Source organism: Myxococcus sp. MISCRS1, assembly GCF_026626605.1.
Lineage (GTDB): Bacteria > Myxococcota > Myxococcia > Myxococcales > Myxococcaceae > Myxococcus > Myxococcus fulvus.
Window position 1 is genome coordinate 7,015,888 of record NZ_JAPNKB010000001.1, and the last position, 16,142, is coordinate 7,032,029.

Genomic DNA, 16,142 nt, shown 5'->3' on the forward strand with positions numbered 1-16,142 from the left:
GGTGGCACATGCTACGCCGGTGCGTGAAGTCGCCGCTCCTTCCCTCCCCCTGAGGACCTGCTCCATGACGAAGTTCTCGCAGACGTTGCTGGCCGCGCTCGCGCTGTCCCTGCTGCTCCCCTTCGCCTCCGCGCGCGCCTCTGACTATCCACCCGACTACCCCATCTGCAGCGTCTACGACTCCGTGACGACGGGGCCCTTCGAGGTCATCCGCCACACGCGCCGGCTGCCCGGCCGGCTGGCCACGCTCACCGTCAGCTACCGGGGCTTCCTGCGGGGCCTGTACCCGGACCATCAGATCTCCATCTACGTCAGCCTCAACGGCCGTCAGCAGACGCTGGCCGCGAGCGCGGGCGCGAACAACGACGCCTATGTCTTCCTGAACGCGGGGCCGCGCGCGTGCACCAAGTGCATGCGGTACATGAACACGCCGCTGTGCAACGCGCACTTCGCGGCCGGAGGCCAGGAGGGCGTCTGGGTGTGCGAGCAGCCCTCGGCGGTGGAGAACGACTTGTTCTTCTATGCCTTCGACCAGAACGGCAACCAGAACGCGTGGGACATCCACGTGGCCGCGACGGCCGGCGGCCAGTGGGACAGCAATCTGGGCAACAACTACTTCGCGCGACTGCCCGCGCGGTCGAGCTGCTGGTAGTTTTCCGTCGAGAGCGTTCGCGGCCTGCACCCGAAGCTTGACTCCCCGAGAGCCCCGGCGGAAAAGCCGGGCTCATGAGGCGGCCCCCGCTGTATCCACCGGGCCGCGGGGAGCCCGGGATTGAAGCTCGCGACGCTCAAGGATGGAACCCGTGACGGGCGGCTCATCGTCGTCAAGCGGGACAACTCGGCCTATGCGCTGGCCACCAACGTGGCGCTGACGCTGCAAGCGGCGCTGGATGACTGGGACACGAAGGAGCCGCAGCTGCGCGCGCTCGCCCAGCAGCTGGAGACGGACAGTGTGCAGAGCCGTCCGCTGGACGTGAAGGCGCTGCATGCGCCGCTGCCGCGCGCGTACGAGTGGATTGACGGCAGCGCGTACATCAACCACGTCATCCTGGTGCGCAAGGCGCGCAACGCCGAGCCGCCGGCCACGCTGAAGACGGACCCGCTGGTGTACCAGGGCGGCTCCGGTGACTTCCTGGCGCCCACCGCGGACATCCCGCTGGCGGACGAGGCGTGGGGCATGGACTTCGAGAGCGAGGTCTGCGTCATCCTCGGCGACACGCCGCAGGGGACGAAGGCGGAGGACGCGGCCAAGCACGTCAAGCTGCTGATGCTGGCCAACGACGTGTCGCTGCGCAACCTCATCCCGGAGGAGCTGGCGAAGGGCTTCGGCTTCTTCCAGAGCAAGCCGGCGACGGCGTTCAGCCCGTTCGCGGTGACGCCGGACGAGCTGGGCTCGGCGTGGCGCGAGGGCCGGGTGCACCTGCGCATGCGCTCGGTGCTCAACGGCGTGCAGGTGGGCGACACGGACGCGGGGCCGGAGATGCACTTCTCCTTCTTCGACCTCATCCAGCACCTGTGCAAGACGCGCAGCTACACGGCGGGCACCATCCTGGGCAGCGGCACGGTGTCCAACGCGGACCGCGCGCGGGGCATCTCTTGCCTGGCCGAGCAGCGGATGATTGAGACGATTGAAGAGGGCAAGCCGAGGACGCCCTTCATGAAGCCCGGGGACACCATCGACATCGAGATGTCGGGTGAGGACGGGCAGAGCGTGTTCGGGCGAATCTCCCAGAAGGTGGTGAAGGTCCCATGAAGGGCCTTCGGCTGCACAACTACTGGCGCAGCTCCGCGTCGTGGCGGGTGCGCCTGACGTTGCACCTCAAGGGCCTGCCCTTCGAGTACGTGGCGGTGCACCTGCTGAAGGACGGTGGGCAGCAGAACTCGGACGCGTACCGGGCGGTCAATCCGATGCGCACGGTGCCCACGCTGGAGTGGACGGAGGCGGACGGCACGGAGCGCAGGTTGTCGCAGTCGCTCGCCATCGTGGAGCTGCTGCAGGAGCGCTTCCCCACGCCGTCGCTGTTCCCGGAGGACAGCTACCTGCGGGCGCGGACGAGGATGATGGCGGAGTACGTGAACTCCGGCATGCAGCCGTTGCAGAACCTGGCGGTGTTGCAGCGCATCAAGAGCGAGCTGAAGGGCGACGACAAGGCGTGGGGCGCGTATTGGAACGCCCGGGGCCTGGAGGCGCTGGAGACGATGGTGCAGCCCACGGCGGGACGCTTCTGCGTGGGGGACACCGTGTCGCTGGCGGACGTGTGCCTGGTGCCGCAGCTGTATGGCGCGCGTCGGTTCGCGTTGGACTTGTCTCCGTACCCGACGCTGCTGCGCATCGAGGCCGCGTGCGCGGAGCATCCCGCCTTCCAGGCGGCGCACCCGGACCGTCAGCCGGACGCGGCGCCGGCCTGAGGCGTGGTCGAGGAGCGCCCCGTCGTGGATGGGGCGCTCCGAGCATTCAGGGTGTCGGCGCGAAGGTCGTGTCGATGCGCAGCGCCCGAGAGAGCGTGAGCGTCACGGGCGTCTTCGCGGCGATTTCGAGCAGGCGCGCCTTCTGCTCCTCGGTGACGGCGGGGCCGACCGACAGCACTCGCTCCACGCGCTCCACATCGTTCTCGCGCAGCAGCTTGAGCTTCACGGTGAAGGGGCTCAGCTCCCAGCCCTTGCGCGACGCGTACATCTTCAACGTGATGGCGGTGCACGCGCCCAGGGAGCCCACCAGCAACTGGTAGGGCGCGGGGCCCTGGTCCGCGCCGCCGAGCGCCGCGGGCTCGTCCGCCTGGAAGTGGTGCTTGCCGGTGCGAATCGACTGCGTGTAGCCGGCCTGGCTCTCGACGACGGCCGCCGCGAGCAGCGTGGAGTCATGGGTGGTCATGAGGGCCATGAATCCAGGGCGCGGCCCGGGTGACAAGCGTCCACCCGTCCCACATGCGTCGAGCCACACGGATGTTTCGAGCCACCCTCCCTCTTCCGGGGGTAGCGTCCTCGGTGGATGTCACCCCTGGAGCCCCAGAGCCCCTCCGTGCCGGACCGCGCCGCCGCGCTGCGCGAGCTGGCGTTGCTCTTCCTTCGCCTGGGCACCACGGCCTTCGGCGGCCCCGCCGCGCACATCGCCCTGATGGAGGATGAAGTCGTCCGCCGTCGGCGCTGGCTCACGCGCGAGGAGTTCGTGGACCTGCTCGGCGCGGCCAACCTCATCCCCGGCCCCAACTCCACCGAGCTGGCCATCCACATCGGCCACCGTCGCGCCGGCTGGCCCGGCCTGCTGGTCGCGGGCACGTGCTTCATCCTCCCCGCGTTCCTCATCGTCCTCGGCATCGCCTGGGGCTACTCGCGCTTCGGCGCACTGCCAGACGTGAGCGCGCTGCTCTACGGCGTCAAGGCGGTCATCATCGCCGTGGTCGCTCAGGCCCTGTGGGGACTCATGCGCACCGTGGTGAAGGGGCCACTGGCGGCCGTCGTGGGAATCGCCGCCGCCACCGCGGCCTTCCTCGGCGTCGATGAGCTGCTGCTGTTGTTGCTGTCGGGACTCGCCGTGTTCGGCTGGCGCGCGGCGACACGTCACGGAGGAGCCTCGGGGCCTTCGGCTGGAATGCTCGTCACGCCGTGGAGCACGCTGCTCCCGCTGGGCGCCGCGTCGGCCGCCGTGCCCTTCACGCAGCAGGGCCTGTTCCTCTTCTTCCTGAAGGTCGGCTCGGTGCTCTACGGCAGCGGCTATGTGCTGCTGGCGTTCCTGCGCTCGGACCTGGTGCAACGGCTGGGCTGGCTGACCGAGGCGCAGTTGCTCGACGCGGTGGCGGTGGGACAGGTGACGCCCGGCCCCGTGTTCACCACGGCCACGTTCATCGGCTACGTGCTCGGCGGGCCCGTGGGCGCCACCGTGGCCACGGTGGGCATCTTCCTGCCCGCCTTCGTCTTCGTCGCGCTCAGCGGCCCGCTGGTGCCCCGACTGCGCGCGTCCTGGGTGGCGGGGGCCTTCCTGGACGGCGTCAACGTCGCGTCCCTCGCGCTGATGGCCGTGGTGACGTGGCAGCTCGGCCGCGCAGCCCTGGTCGACGTGTGGACCGTGGGGCTCGCCGTCGTGTCGGCCGTGCTGCTCATCCGCTTCCGCGTCAACTCCGCCTGGCTGGTGCTCGGCGGAGGCGCGGTGGGGTGGCTCGTCCGAAGTGCTAGCGGGGCGTGAGCTTCGCCTCGCAGCGGAAGACCTCGACACCGGACAGGTCCGAGCGCCGGTCGATGCACGTCAGCCTCAGGTGCTCTGCCTCGCGCGTCGCCTCGCAGTGACGGTTGCCGTCCACCGCCGTCCCACCCGCGTCGGGCCGCACCACGCCGCCATCCGCGTCCACGTGGAGGGTGTGCGCCCGGTCATGCAACGACCAGTCACCCCGCTTCAAATCCACCTTGGCGCTGGCGCCGCCGTACTCGGGGAAGCCCAAAGGCTCGTTTCCCACGGCCGTCAGGTCGCACGAATCCTCGGGGACCCTCAATTGAAAGGAACCGTTGCCACCGCAGGTGTTCTCGGTCACGTCGAAGGTGACCTCCTGCGCGTCCTTCTCACAGTCGGGCGCGGAGTCCGCGACGAGCAGGACACCGGTGGCGGCGAGCACGGCGACGGAGGCGAGGTTCCTCAGCAACGGCATCATGATGGAACTCCTGGGGATGCGAGGGGCACGGCCCGCGCCTGGGACAGCAGCGAGGCGCGGCCGTACAGCACGGCGAGGACGACGAAGGGCAGGGTGAGCAGGTCCGAGACATCCGCCACCGCGCGGAAGCCACTGAGCCCCAACGGCGCGCCGATGGGACGCAGCCACTCACAGAACAAGTCCGCGAACGGCTGGGACACCTTGAGCGCGGTGAACAGCCCCGTCGTCATCAGGGCACCCACGCCCAACCTCACGCGGAGACTCCAGCGCGTGACGAGCGCCAGCAGCGCGGACACATAGAGCGGCAGGAAGAAGCAGATGGCCACATCCGACAGCTTCCCGGTGAGCGTGTTGTGGAAGGTCGGCTTGAGGACGCGGTCATTCACCGCCATCAGCACCACGGCCGCCAGCGGCACGGGCGCGAGGAACTCCGACATCGACGGCAGGGGCCTGGTCCCCCACGCGCGCCAGCTCACTTCAGCGCCTCCGAGCCCATCAGCGCCTTGAGGAGGATGGCATCCGTCAACATCTCCACGGGCGCCCGGTCATCCGTGAGCGGCTGCGCCGAGGCCACCGGCTGCAGCTCCCCCACCACGCGTGTCGCCAGGGGCCGCAGCGACAGCGGCAGCGAGGACGTCCGCGCGCTCAACCGCTCCCCCATCCCCTCCGGGCCCGCGTAGAGCAGCGTGTTGCTCTGGTTGCGCGCATCCGCCGCCAGCACCTGCGGGAACACCGTCGCCAGCGTCCCACCCACCGCGCGCACCACCGCGCGCTCATCCCGGAAGCGGCCCACGTTGAAGCACGCCACGCCGCCCGGCTCCAGGTGCGCGGCCACTTCTTGAGCGAACTCGCGAGTCGTCAGGTGGAAGGGCACGTACGGGAAGCGGAACGCGTCCACGATGATGGCGTCGTAGCGCCGCGTGTCCCGGCGCAGGAACGTGCGCGCGTCCGCGATGTGCACCTCCACCTCCGTCCCCAGGCCGAAGTGCTGGCGCGCCAGCTTCACCACCATCGCGTCCAGTTCCACGCCCACCACGTAGGCCCCCGGGTACGTCTCCCGCAGCCCGCGCGCGCTCGTGCCCGCGCCCAGCCCCAACACCAGCACGCGCGGCGTCCGAGGCTCCGCGCGCGCCATCGCCGGCGTCAGCAGGTAGTGCGCGAACACCTCGTCTCTCACCGGCTGGCCCGGCACCCACGTGCTCTGCACCGCGAAGCCCTCGTCGAAGACCAGGCTGCGCGTGCCGCTCGGTGACTCCAGCACCTGGAGGAAGGCGTGTGGCGACTCGGCCACCTCGAGCGCCTGCGGATGTCGGGGCAGCGCGTGTGTCCCCAACACCAGCGCCGCCGCGGGCACCCCCACCGCCACCGCGCGCCACCGCCACCCAAGCCCCCACGTCGCCGTCAGCCCGAGCATCCCCGCGAAGCACGCCATGGCCCGCGCCGTGCCCAGCCACGGCAGCACCACGAAGGCCGCGAGCAACGTCCCGACGATGCTCCCCAGCGTGGACGCCGACGACAGCCTTCCTGCGTGCGCCCCCGCCGATGTCACGCCCCCCAGCCCCACGCGCACCAGGAACGGCCCCACCGCGCCCAGCGCGAGCAGCGGCGGAATCGCCACCAGCACCACCAGCGCCACCCGCCCCATGGCCTCCATCGGCCTGCCCGTCATCACCGCCGTCGTGGCCCCCGGCAGCAGCACCCTCGCGAGGAAGGGCAGCGCCGTGAGCAGCAGCGCCGCCACGCCGAGCGCCACCCGGAGTGGCTCCAGCCTCGCGGCCCGGTCCGCCACCCTGCCGCCCAGGTGCGCCCCCAGCGCCAGCCCGCCCAGCACCAGGGAGATGAGCGCCGCCCACACCGGGGTGCTGCTCCCGAAGTAGGGCGCCACCAGTCGCGAGGCCGCCATCTCTGACGCCATCACCGTGGCGCCAGAGAGGAAGGACAACCACGTCAGCGAGGAGGGCTTCATGGGCGGGGGCGCCAACAGCAAGCCCCGTTCCATATTCAACAGCCCGTAAGTCCGGGCCCCACGGGCAGACACACCGCGAGGCCCGCGACACCCCCGTCAGCGAGCCGTGGCCCGACTGACAGGATTGTCGTGCTCACCCCTTGAAGGGCAGGGCGGCCACCTTCACCGTCTCGGGGCCCTGAGCCAGGGTCAGCTCGGTGCCGGGCTCCAGCGAGTCGCGGTGCACGTACCCCAGGGCCACCCGCTGTCCACCCTGCGCCGGCGAGCGCACCACGCTGGTGAGCCAGCCCACCTTCTTCTCACCCCGACGCAGCTCCGTGCCCGGCGCCGCCTCCACGTCGCCCAGCAAGAGCCCCGTCAGCTTGCGGTTCATGTGCCCGCGGAAGGTGGCCCGGGCGATGACCTCCTGCCCGATGTAGCACCCCTTGTTGTACGAGATGGCGCTCGGGCCCAGGTCCGCCTCCAGGGGGATGGTGGTGTCCACCATGTCCTGCCCGTAGCGGGGCACCCCGGCCTCCACCCTCAAGAGCTCCAGCGTCTCGAAGCCCAGGGGCTTGAGGCCCAGGTCGGCGCCCGCCTGGCTCAGGGCCCGCCACACCGCCTCCAGGCCCGCGCGCGGCACCCACACGTCCACCCCGTGCGGCTCCAGCCGGGTGTTGCCCACGAACAGGACGTCCTGGCCGGCCAGCGTCCCCGGACGGGTGGCGTGGTGGGGCAGCGGGGCGAAGTCGGTGCCCAGTACGGCCGTGAGGAGCGCGCCCGTCCGGGGCCCGAGCAGCCGCAGGAGCCCGTGGTCGGCCGTGGCCTCATGCAGCTCGGCGTCCTCGGAGATGAGGTATTTCTCCAGGAACTCCCGGACCTTGGCGCCGGTGCCGGGCTCCACGTCCACGAGCAGGTCCGCCTCCCGCTTGAGGATGCGGGCGTCCGCCACCATGGCCCCCTTCACGTTCACCAGGGCGGCGTAGGCTGCGGTCCCGACGGGGAGGTTGTTCACCTCCTGTGTCACCATTCCATGTAGGAAGGTGACCCGGTCCTCCCCGGTGATTCGGAGGACCTCACGATAGGAGGCATCGTGCAGGGCCACGGCCTCACGAGCGGCCTGGTAGGCGTCCTCGGCGTTCCCGTAGTCGGCCACGACCTCCCGGCCGCCGACCTCGATGAAGCGGCCCCGCGCTTCTTCGTGAAGAAAATGCAGCGACAGCGGTTCCATGTCCGTCGCTATATAGAGGCGAAGGAGCGAATGCCACGATGGATGTGAAGCACCTGTCGTCCTTCCAGGACTTCTCCCCGGAGAAGCTCCGGAAGCACAACGTCTTTCAATCCGAGCGCTTCTTCCTGGATGTCTACTGCCTGGCGCCCGGGCAGGCCCAGAAGCCGCACCACCATGTGACCTCCGACAAGGTCTACGTCGTCCTCGAGGGCACCTGCCGCTTCCGCGTGGGTGCCGAGGAGGAGGTCCACACCGTGGGCGCGGCCGTGTTCGCCCCCGCGGGCGCCGAGCATGGGGTCACCAACGAAGGCCCCGCTCCCGCCCGACTGCTCGTCCTGATGACCCCGCCCCCGGAGCATGCATGAGTTCGAAGTCCTCCTCCAAGGCCGCCGTGGCGCTGCTGGTGCTGGGCGTGGCCGCGAGTGCCCTGTCCATCTTCCAGTGGAGCCAGCTGCTCACGCTGCGCGCCGGCGGCGCCACCGTGTGCGGCGTGTCCGACACGGTGAACTGCGAGACGGTGTGGAACTCGCCTTTCGCCACCCGGTTGCATGAGCTGTTCGGCATCCCCGTCGCCGGCCTGGGGCTGGTGTGGGGGCTGACGGTGGTGGCGCTGTCGGCGGTGTACCTGGCGCGCGAGCGCTCGGGCAAGTCGGTGGCCCCGGCGTCGCAGGGGCTGAAGCTGACGGCGCTGGCGGGCGTGGCGTCGGTGTTCGTGTTCGCCTTCGCCAGCTACCAGACGGGCGTGGTGTGCCCCACGTGCCTGGGCACGTACGCGCTGGTGGCGCTCATCGCGGGCGTGGCCTTCAAGGGCCTGCCGAGCGTGGCAGGCGAGTGGGGCCCGGCGCTGGGCTGGACGGTGGGCGCCACGGTGCTGGTGTTCGTGGCGGTGGCCCTGCCGGGTCGCTCGCTGTCGACGCCCGCGCCCAAGGCGGGGGCGCTGTTGCCTCCCGCGCCCACGGAGGCGTCGGCGAACGCCACGACGGGGGCGGCGAGCGCGAACAGCTCGCCCGCGTCGCTGGAGGCGTACCTGAAGGGGCTGCCGATGGACCAGCAGCAGTTCATCTCCAACGCGCTGGCGATGTACCGCCGGGACACGCCGAAGCCCGCCGCGGCGCCGGCGCGGCGCCTGTATGGCCCGGCCACCGCGCCGGTGAAGATCGTCGAGTGGACCGACAGCAAGTGCCCCCACTGCAAGTCGTTGGTGGAGGAGCTGGCGGTGCTCAAGAAGCGCGTGCCGGAGGGCAAGCTGTCCCTGGAGGCGCGGCAGTTCCCGCTGGACGGCGCGTGCAACCCGGCGATGCAGCGGCGCGGGCCGGACGCCCCCACGGTGCGGTGCGTGGCGGCGAAGGCGCAGATCTGCCTGGAGGGCGCGTCGGATTTCTGGGAGCTGCGCGAGAAGCTCTTCGCGGCGCAGGCGATGCTGGACACGGAGCGGGTGATGGAGATCGCCTCGTCCGGCTCGATGTCCCGCTCTCAGCTGGAGTCGTGCCTGGCGAGCGCGGACACGGCGGCGAAGCTGCAGGAGGACACGTCGTACGCGCTGCGCTACCACTTCACCGGCACGCCGCTGGTGGTGGTGAACGGCCGTCAGGCGCTGCCGTCGGCGCCGTTCCTGTACGCGCTGGTGATGGCGGAGGGCAACCCGAGCGCGCCCGCGTTCGACGTGCTGCCGCCGCCGCGCGCCATGCCGATGGACGACCACGCGGGCCACAACCACTGAGTCCCGGACGCCATGGGCAAGCGTGACAAGAAGGCCGCGCCCGCCGCGCCCCCGGCTCCGTTCCACAACCCCTTCGCCGCGCTGGCGGCGAAGCGGGAGGAGCTGCCGGTGGGGACGGTGGCGCCCGTGGCCGCGCCCCCGAGCAAGTCCGAGCCGAAGGGCCCGGCGCGCGCGGTGGTGCGCATGGAGCGCAAGGGCCGCGGTGGGAAGGAGGTCACCGTGGTGGAGCACCTGGAGCTGCCCGCGCCCCAGCGCGAGGTGTGGCTCAAGGCGCTGAAGAACTCGCTGGGCTGCGGCGGCGTGGTGGAGGACGACACGCTGGTGCTCCAGGGCGACCAGCGCGAGCGGCTCCCCGCGCTGCTCGAGGCGCGCGGCGTGCGCAAGGTGACGGTGGGCTGACGGGGCGGGCCCTTCGCTTCGCGGCCCGGTGGACGTCGTCCCCTGGCCACGAAAAAGCCCGGGCGCCTTCGACAGGCGGCCCGGGCTCGGGGTGCCACGGCTTCGTGACGACTACAGCGCGGCGATGATGGCGTCGGTGAACTCGCGCGTGGTGGCGCCGCCGCCCAAATCACCCGTGCGGACCTTGGCCTCGGTGTAGACCTTGTGGATGGCGTTCTCCATCCGGCGGGCCTCGTCGCGCATGTCCAGGTAGTCCAGCATCATCACGGCGGACATCATCAGCGCCGTGGGGTTCGCGATGCCCTTGCCCGCGATGTCCGGGGCCGTGCCGTGCACCGCCTCGAAGACCGCCGTGCGCTCGCCGATGTTCGCGCCGGGCACCACGCCCAGGCCGCCCACCAGACCCGCGCACAGGTCGCTCACGATGTCGCCGTACAGGTTCTCCAGCACCATCACGTCGAAGCGCGTCGGGTCCTTCACCAACTGCATGCAGAGGTTGTCGATGATGACTTCCTCGTAGTGGATCTCCGGGAACTCACGGCCCACCTTGCGGCAGCAGTCCAGGAACAGGCCGTCCGACAGCTTCATGATGTTGGCCTTGTGGACGGCCGTCACCTTCTTGCGGCCGTGCTTGCGCGCGTACTCGAACGCGAACTTCGCGATGCGCGTGGAGGCCTTCTCGGTGATGATCTTCAGCGCCTCGACGACGCCCGGGACGATGATGTGCTCCAGGCCCGAGTAGAGGCTCTCCGTGTTCTCGCGCACCACCACCAGGTCCACGTTCTCGTAGCGCGTCTTCACGTTCGGCACGCTCTTGACGGGCCGCAGCGACGAGTACAGGTCCAGGCGCTTGCGCAGGCCGACGTTCGCGGAGGGAAGTCCGCCGCCCACCACCGTGCCCGTGGGGCCCTTGAGCGCCACGCCGCTGCGCAGCACCGCCTCCACCGACTCGTGGGGCAGGTTGGTGCCGTACTTCGCCACCACCTCCGTGCCCGCGTCCTTGTACTCGAACTCGAGGGGAACCTTGAGCGCCTCGAGGACGCGAATGGTGGCCGCCATCACCTCGGGGCCGATGCCGTCGCCATTGAGGACCGTAACAGTGCGCGTGTTCGCCATGGGTGCGGATTCACAGCACAAATCCCCCGCTCCCGGAAGAACGAAAACTTCCAGCCGGACAGGTCGGCACATGGGGGCCATGAGCACGCCGAACCCTCCGGGGCCACCCGGCCTGCGAGCGAGGGCCGGGGCCTCAGTGCTCGGACGCCGCGTCCGGGCGACGGGGGGCCCTGCGGGTCGGCCGGTGCCTGCGGCGGATGGCGTAGGGCCGGTAGAAGGACTCCCACAGCGCGGCGCGTCGTCCTCGGGGCCGGGTGCGCAGCTCGCCCAGGGGCGCCCGGATGAAGAACGAGGAGATGAACAGGTAGGCGGCGCCGATGGTGATGAGCGCCAGCACCGCCATGACCAGGAACCCGGGTATCCACGCCACGTGGGCCCGGGCGACGAACTCGCCGAAGTCCTCGGGCGGCTTCGGGTGGCTGTAGACCTTGAAGAACCAGGTCATGAGCAGGACCAGCAGGATGGGCCCGTAGGTGCGGTTGAGCCGCGTGGAGATGGCCGACATCAGCGACAGCTGGATTTGCGGCCGGGACATCTCCACCGCCAGCTCGCGCAGGGCGTCGGGGTCCACCGGCTCGCGGCGCAGCATGGGGGCCCACCAGCCGTCCTCCAACAGGCGCACCCGCCGGTTCCACAGGTCGTAGTAGCGGTAGCGGCGCGCCTCGACGAGCAGGAAGGACACCACCATCCAGATGCCGACGAGGAAGGTAACGTGGGAGCTCTGCGGCGTGGCGAAGCCGAGCGAGATGACGGCGGCCGTCGTCGTCAGCGCCCAGTTGGTGGTGGTGTCCAGGCGCGTGCGCCAGGTGTCGGAGCGGCTCAGCTCGCCCCGGAAGAGCTGCGCCATGGCCTGCTGCGACAGCCATGGCGACTCCAGGAGGTCGTTCTTGATGGGCTCGTTGAGGGGCATCCGTTCCTGGAAGGTGGGCTGACGCGCGAGCGGGTGCAACGGCTCGCCCGGACGCCAGGGGGCGATCCGCGCGCCTTCCGCGAACGGCCTGTCGAGGGGCAGCCGACCGGGCGTGTCTGGACGGCGTCGGGGACGGGCAGGCGGGCGGGCGCCTGGGTGGCCATGGCGGGCGGCCATGCACACCTTGGCTTTTCAACGTGGCCCGTCTCGACCCCATCGAAGCCTTGTCGGAGCTGCTCCAGGGAGAGCAGGAGCGTGTGACGCGCCTGTGGGCGAAGCGTCTGCGCGCGGAGGTGTACGAGGTGGAGATTCCGGGCCGCGACTTGCGCGCTCCCCTGCGGCGACTGGTGGGGGAGATGGCGCGGCTGCTCAAGGACCGGGGCGAGGACGCGGTGCGGCTGTGGCCGGAGGTGGCGCGCTCGCACGGCGCGGACCGGTACACGCAGAACTTCGAGTCCGAGGACCTCACCCGCGAGTTCAAGTCGCTGGAGGAGGTGCTGCTGCACGTCTACGCGCGCCACCACGGTGGGCTGATTGAGCCCGAGGTGGCGGGCCTCATCGCGGAGCTGGTGTGGGAGGGGGACGCGGCGGCGCAGGCGTCGTACGCGCGGATTCTAAAGACGGAGGAGGTGCGCTTCCGGGAAGCGGCGGTGATGGAGTCGGTGCTCAACCACGTGGACGTGGGCATCCTCCTGGCGGAGGTGGACGGCACGGTGTCCTTCGCCACGCCTCCGGTGAGCCGGCTGATGGGCGTGCCGATGCGCGCGGTGGTGGGCGGGCGCGCGGTGAACACGCTCGCGCCGGTGCTGACGCAGGTGAACGCGCGGCACGCCTCGGGTGAGCCCTTCAAGGTCGCGGACATGCCCTTCGTGCGCGCGCTGAAGGAGCAGGGCCCGGTGCGCGGGGTGATGATGGTGGTGGAGCGCCCCGGCGGCGGCGAGGTGACGCTGGAGATGAGCGCCACGCCCGTGTGGGAGGAGGAGGGCGAACTCGCGGGCGCCATCCAGACCTTCACGGACCGCACGGAGTCGGCGAACAAGACCAAGGCGCTGGAGAGCGCGTACGGGGAGCTGCGCCGGCTGCAGGGGCGGCTGTTGCAGCGCACGCGTCAGCAGGCGCTGGGGCAGCTGGCGGGTGGCGCGGCGCACGCGCTCAACAACTTCCTCAACGTGCTGCGGCTGCGAATCACGCTGTTGCAGCGCGAGTACAAGCCCGAGCACCTGGACGCGCTCGACAAGACGGTGCAGCAGATTGGCGAGCTGGTGGCGCGGCTGCAGGAGTTCAACGTCCAGCGCACCGAGGAGCGGCCCGTCGACGTGAAGGTGGACCAGACGGTGCGCGAGTCGCTGGAGCTGGCGCGCGGCGAGCTGGAGCAGCGCGAGCACCCGGTGTACGTGGAGCTGGACCTTCACGACCCGGGGGCGGTGCGCGCGGACGCGGCCTTCTTCCGCGAGCTGGTGGTGAACCTGCTGCTCGCGGCGCGGGACAGGATGGAGGAGGGCGGGCACCTGAAGGTGACGACGCGCGAGGAGGGCCCCGCGTGGCTCTCGCTGCGCATCCAGGACCAGGGCCCGTCGTATGCGTCGGAGGAGCTGTCGCACCTGTTCGACCCGCTGCGCAGGGACCCGGGGGCGCCGCAGCTGTCCTTGTACCTGGCCGTGGCGCGCGCGCAGGTGCAGCGCTGGGGCGGCGAGCTGACGGCGGAGAACGTGTCTTCGGGGAGCGGCGCGACGTTCGTGGTGCGGCTGCCCCGGGTGCGCGTGCCGTCGCCGAACGAGCCCACGCCGCCTCCGGAGAGCGTGACGCGGCCCCCGGTGTCGGCGCCCCGGCGCTTCCAGCAGACGCGCCGCGTGCTGGTGGTGGACGATGATTTGGACAACGCGCGGATGATGGCCGAGGTGCTGGGGGAGGAGGGCTACGAGGTGCAGGTGGCCCACGACCCCACCGTGGCGTTGGGCATGTGGGACCGGCGCCGCTACGACGCGGCCCTGCTGGACGCGGTGATGCCGGAGATGAGCGGCTGGGAGCTGGCGCGCGAGCTGCGCGAGAAGTCGCCCCAGGCGCTGCTCGCCATCGTCACGGGCATGGATGTGCGCGGACAGAACCGGGCGAATCTGGCCCTGGTGGACGCGGTGTTCCGCAAGCCCATCGACGTGGGCGCGTTGGATGACTTCCTCGCGCAGACGGACGGTGGGGAGGATGAGGAGACGTCGTCGGACGAGGAGGCTCCCGCCAGTCCGGGGCCGGATTCACAGCACTAGCGTGCTGCTGGGACTGTTCCGCGGTGGAGCACCGACAGGGGCCGCCGCCGGCCCTCCACCGCGGCCTTCACATCGCGCCGTCACGCGCCAAGCCAGGACGGGCATGGTGCCCGCAGGACCCTCTACCCACCATCCAACATCAGGGCATGTGAGTGTTTCCTGTTGGGTTGTTTGTCCATTCCGTCGGTGGGTATTCCCTGACGCCGTGGGGTGGTTGTCTGGCGTTGGGTTTGCGGGCGCGGTGCGGGGTGGTTCTTGAATCGGGCCTGGGCGTCTAGAGTCGCGGGCGTGAGCTTCTTGCTGGAAGTGGAGCGCATCCGCCGCAAGGTGGAGGCGGGTGAGGTCCTGAGTGACGCGGAGCTGGAGGTGCTGCGCGCGCGGGTGAGGGACGAGGACGGGCCGACGCCGCGCCTGGCGGTGGCGCACGCCCTCATCAACGCGGGCGCGGAGCGTGAGGCCCTGCCGCTCCTGGAGGCCTTGCGGCGGGACTTTCCCCAGCACGTCCCGGTGCAGTTGGGGCTCGCCCGGGCGCTCCTGGGGTTGGAGCGGCACGGAGACGCGGAGGCGCTGCTGCGACAGGTGCGCGCGCGGGAGCCGGACGACCCGGAGGTCCTCAAGGTGCTGGCCGTGCTGGCCCTGCGCCGGGGCGAGATGGACAAGGTCCAGGCCTACGTGAAGGACGCGCTGGCGAGGGATCCGTTCGACGCGGAGGCGCGGCTGTTGAAGGAGGAACTGGAGGCCGCGGACCTGCCTCCGCCGCCGGTGCCTCAGGAGCAGGTGCTCCGGCCGGAGTTCACCGCCGCGCTGGCGGGGGCGCTCACCCGGGCGCGCGTGGCGTTCCGTCGACAGGGCAAGGACCTGCTGGTGAAGCTGGCCTCGGGCGGAGTGGGGCGCGTGGACCTGGGCTCGCTGTACGCGGCCTATCAGGAGGCGCCGGGCACGCAGGGGCTGGCGGCCTATGTCGAGGCGCTGGCGGTACGGCTGGACGGACTGGACTCAGGGCTCGGGGCGTCGGATGCGGCGTCGCTGGAGGCGAGGCTTCGGCCCGTGCTGCGGCCGGCGGACTTCGCGGCGAAGGCGGTGGGGGCGCTGCACCGGGAGGGGCCCGCGGGGCTCTCGGTTTTCTATGTGCTGGAGGACGCGGACTTCGTGCGCTACCTGCCGGAGTCGGCGCTGAAGGACTCGGGCCTGACGGTGGAGGCGGTGGACGCGGCGGCGTGGAGGAACCTGGAGCCCGCGCCCGTGAAGCCCGTCATCATCGACCGGGGCGAGGTGCGGCTGGCGGAGGGCTTCTCGGGCCTGTGGGCGGTGGCGGGCGGGGATGGGCTGGACGGCGCGCGGATGCTCACGGCAGGGCAGCGACGGCTGCTCACGGAGCAGGTGGGCGAAGGCGCGCTGTACGTGTCCCTGGTGCGGCGCGAGATGACGCTCGTCGCCAGGGCCTCAGATGCCTCGGCCCGAGCCGTGCTCACGGAACTCTTGCCGACCTCGGAGGGAATCGCGGGGCTATTCCTGCTGACCGAGGATGGTTTCGCCCGTGCCCCTGGACTCGAGGAGGGGCGTTGATGAGTGCTCCCTCCTCGGAGTGGGGCTCCGCCCTGCGGACGATGCGGAGGCTGTTCGAGCATGAGCCCACGGACAAGGAAAGTCTCAAGGAGTGGCAGAAGGAGGCCATGGCTTTGCTTCTACGGTTGGACACCATCCCTGAGAGCAATGACATGGAGGAAATCGCCTGGCACTTCCTCGACGATGCGGACATCCGTGTGAAGGACGAAGGGTACGCGCGAGTTCAACGAGAAGGGTTCGAGAGCTGGCTGAAGGACGCTGAGCGCGCCCTGCCGCCAGAGTGACCCGAGCGCGAAGCCTCAAGGCTCTGAAGTCCGTCGTTCGGTGAATGGCGTGGGTGGGGCGAAGTGCCAG

17 protein-coding genes are annotated in these 16,142 nt (G+C 70.6%); 10 read left to right on the top strand and 7 right to left on the bottom strand.

All coding sequences use genetic code 11. From position 1 onward, the window contains the following. The first annotated feature begins 64 nt into the window (after window positions 1-64). The 3 genes from OWM54_RS27890 to maiA all read left to right on the top strand — a co-directional run bounded on the left by OWM54_RS27890 (window position 65) and on the right by maiA (window position 2,409). Window positions 65-652 (top strand): hypothetical protein, encoded by a 588-nt coding sequence (locus OWM54_RS27890; RefSeq protein ID WP_141326173.1) that lies wholly within the window; start codon window positions 65-67, stop codon window positions 650-652. 120 nt (window positions 653-772) lie between these two features. Continuing rightward, window positions 773-1,753, top strand: a complete 981-nt coding sequence (locus OWM54_RS27895; protein WP_267699478.1) for a fumarylacetoacetate hydrolase family protein — start codon at window positions 773-775, stop codon at window positions 1,751-1,753. Then, the gene (gene maiA / locus OWM54_RS27900) at window positions 1,750-2,409 is read left to right on the top strand and encodes a maleylacetoacetate isomerase (RefSeq protein ID WP_223782530.1); all 660 of its coding nucleotides are present in this window, start codon (window positions 1,750-1,752) and stop codon (window positions 2,407-2,409) included. The genes OWM54_RS27895 and maiA overlap by 4 nt, the downstream gene beginning before the upstream one ends. 46 nt (window positions 2,410-2,455) lie before the next feature. Here maiA and OWM54_RS27905 read toward each other — a convergent pair whose 3' ends face one another. Then, complete coding sequence (locus tag OWM54_RS27905; protein ID WP_267699479.1) at window positions 2,456-2,872, bottom strand: OsmC family protein; 417 nt, start codon at window positions 2,870-2,872, stop codon at window positions 2,456-2,458. Window positions 2,873-2,989: 117 nt separating this feature from the next. Here OWM54_RS27905 and chrA point away from each other — a divergent pair, with 117 nt between their 5' ends. Next, window positions 2,990-4,180, top strand: a complete 1,191-nt coding sequence (gene chrA / locus OWM54_RS27910; RefSeq protein ID WP_267699480.1) for a chromate efflux transporter — start codon at window positions 2,990-2,992, stop codon at window positions 4,178-4,180. On the opposite strand, the gene OWM54_RS27915 is transcribed toward chrA, so the two are convergent. The 4 genes from OWM54_RS27915 to OWM54_RS27930 form a co-directional block, all read right to left on the bottom strand. Continuing rightward, complete coding sequence (locus tag OWM54_RS27915) at window positions 4,167-4,640, bottom strand: hypothetical protein (RefSeq protein ID WP_267699481.1); 474 nt, start codon at window positions 4,638-4,640, stop codon at window positions 4,167-4,169. The two genes, chrA and OWM54_RS27915, sit on opposite strands and share 14 nt — an antisense overlap. Next, entirely contained in the window at window positions 4,637-5,116 is a 480-nt protein-coding gene (locus tag OWM54_RS27920) for a hypothetical protein (RefSeq protein WP_267699482.1), read from the bottom strand. The genes OWM54_RS27915 and OWM54_RS27920 overlap by 4 nt, the downstream gene beginning before the upstream one ends. Next, window positions 5,113-6,606: a fused MFS/spermidine synthase gene (locus OWM54_RS27925; RefSeq protein ID WP_267699483.1), complete on the bottom strand. Its 1,494-nt coding sequence runs from the start codon at window positions 6,604-6,606 to the stop codon at window positions 5,113-5,115. The genes OWM54_RS27920 and OWM54_RS27925 overlap by 4 nt, the downstream gene beginning before the upstream one ends. Before the next feature lie 133 nt (window positions 6,607-6,739). Beyond that, a complete protein-coding gene (locus tag OWM54_RS27930) occupies window positions 6,740-7,816 on the bottom strand; it encodes a YgfZ/GcvT domain-containing protein (protein ID WP_267699484.1) in 1,077 nt (358 codons plus the stop codon). 38 nt (window positions 7,817-7,854) lie between these two features. Between OWM54_RS27930 and OWM54_RS27935 the strand changes: the two genes are divergently transcribed. The 3 genes from OWM54_RS27935 to OWM54_RS27945 are packed head-to-tail and all read left to right on the top strand — an operon-like array spanning window position 7,855 to window position 9,935. Then, window positions 7,855-8,181, top strand: a complete 327-nt coding sequence (locus OWM54_RS27935) for a cupin domain-containing protein (RefSeq protein WP_223747165.1) — start codon at window positions 7,855-7,857, stop codon at window positions 8,179-8,181. Then, complete coding sequence (locus OWM54_RS27940) at window positions 8,178-9,536, top strand: thioredoxin domain-containing protein (protein WP_267699485.1); 1,359 nt, start codon at window positions 8,178-8,180, stop codon at window positions 9,534-9,536. The genes OWM54_RS27935 and OWM54_RS27940 overlap by 4 nt, the downstream gene beginning before the upstream one ends. Before the next feature lie 12 nt (window positions 9,537-9,548). Next, window positions 9,549-9,935 (top strand): translation initiation factor, encoded by a 387-nt coding sequence (locus OWM54_RS27945; RefSeq protein ID WP_267699486.1) that lies wholly within the window; start codon window positions 9,549-9,551, stop codon window positions 9,933-9,935. 111 nt (window positions 9,936-10,046) lie between these two features. Here OWM54_RS27945 and OWM54_RS27950 read toward each other — a convergent pair whose 3' ends face one another. Together OWM54_RS27950 and OWM54_RS27955 are read right to left on the bottom strand one after the other, a co-directional pair. After that, entirely contained in the window at window positions 10,047-11,051 is a 1,005-nt protein-coding gene (locus OWM54_RS27950; protein WP_223747167.1) for an isocitrate dehydrogenase (NAD(+)), read from the bottom strand. 133 nt (window positions 11,052-11,184) lie between these two features. Then, the gene (locus OWM54_RS27955) at window positions 11,185-11,961 is read right to left on the bottom strand and encodes a DUF2270 domain-containing protein (RefSeq protein ID WP_223747168.1); all 777 of its coding nucleotides are present in this window, start codon (window positions 11,959-11,961) and stop codon (window positions 11,185-11,187) included. Between the two features lie 197 nt (window positions 11,962-12,158). On the opposite strand from OWM54_RS27955, the gene OWM54_RS27960 reads away from it, so the two are divergent. The 3 genes from OWM54_RS27960 to OWM54_RS27970 all read left to right on the top strand — a co-directional run bounded on the left by OWM54_RS27960 (window position 12,159) and on the right by OWM54_RS27970 (window position 16,072). Further along, complete coding sequence (locus tag OWM54_RS27960) at window positions 12,159-14,222, top strand: response regulator (RefSeq protein ID WP_267699487.1); 2,064 nt, start codon at window positions 12,159-12,161, stop codon at window positions 14,220-14,222. Window positions 14,223-14,510: 288 nt separating this feature from the next. Further along, window positions 14,511-15,788 (top strand): tetratricopeptide repeat protein, encoded by a 1,278-nt coding sequence (locus OWM54_RS27965; RefSeq protein WP_267699488.1) that lies wholly within the window; start codon window positions 14,511-14,513, stop codon window positions 15,786-15,788. After that, on the top strand, window positions 15,788-16,072 hold the full coding sequence (locus OWM54_RS27970; protein ID WP_267699489.1) for a hypothetical protein: 285 nt from the start codon (window positions 15,788-15,790) through the stop codon (window positions 16,070-16,072). Before OWM54_RS27965 ends, OWM54_RS27970 begins: the two co-directional genes overlap by 1 nt. Window positions 16,073-16,142 lie beyond the last annotated feature (70 nt).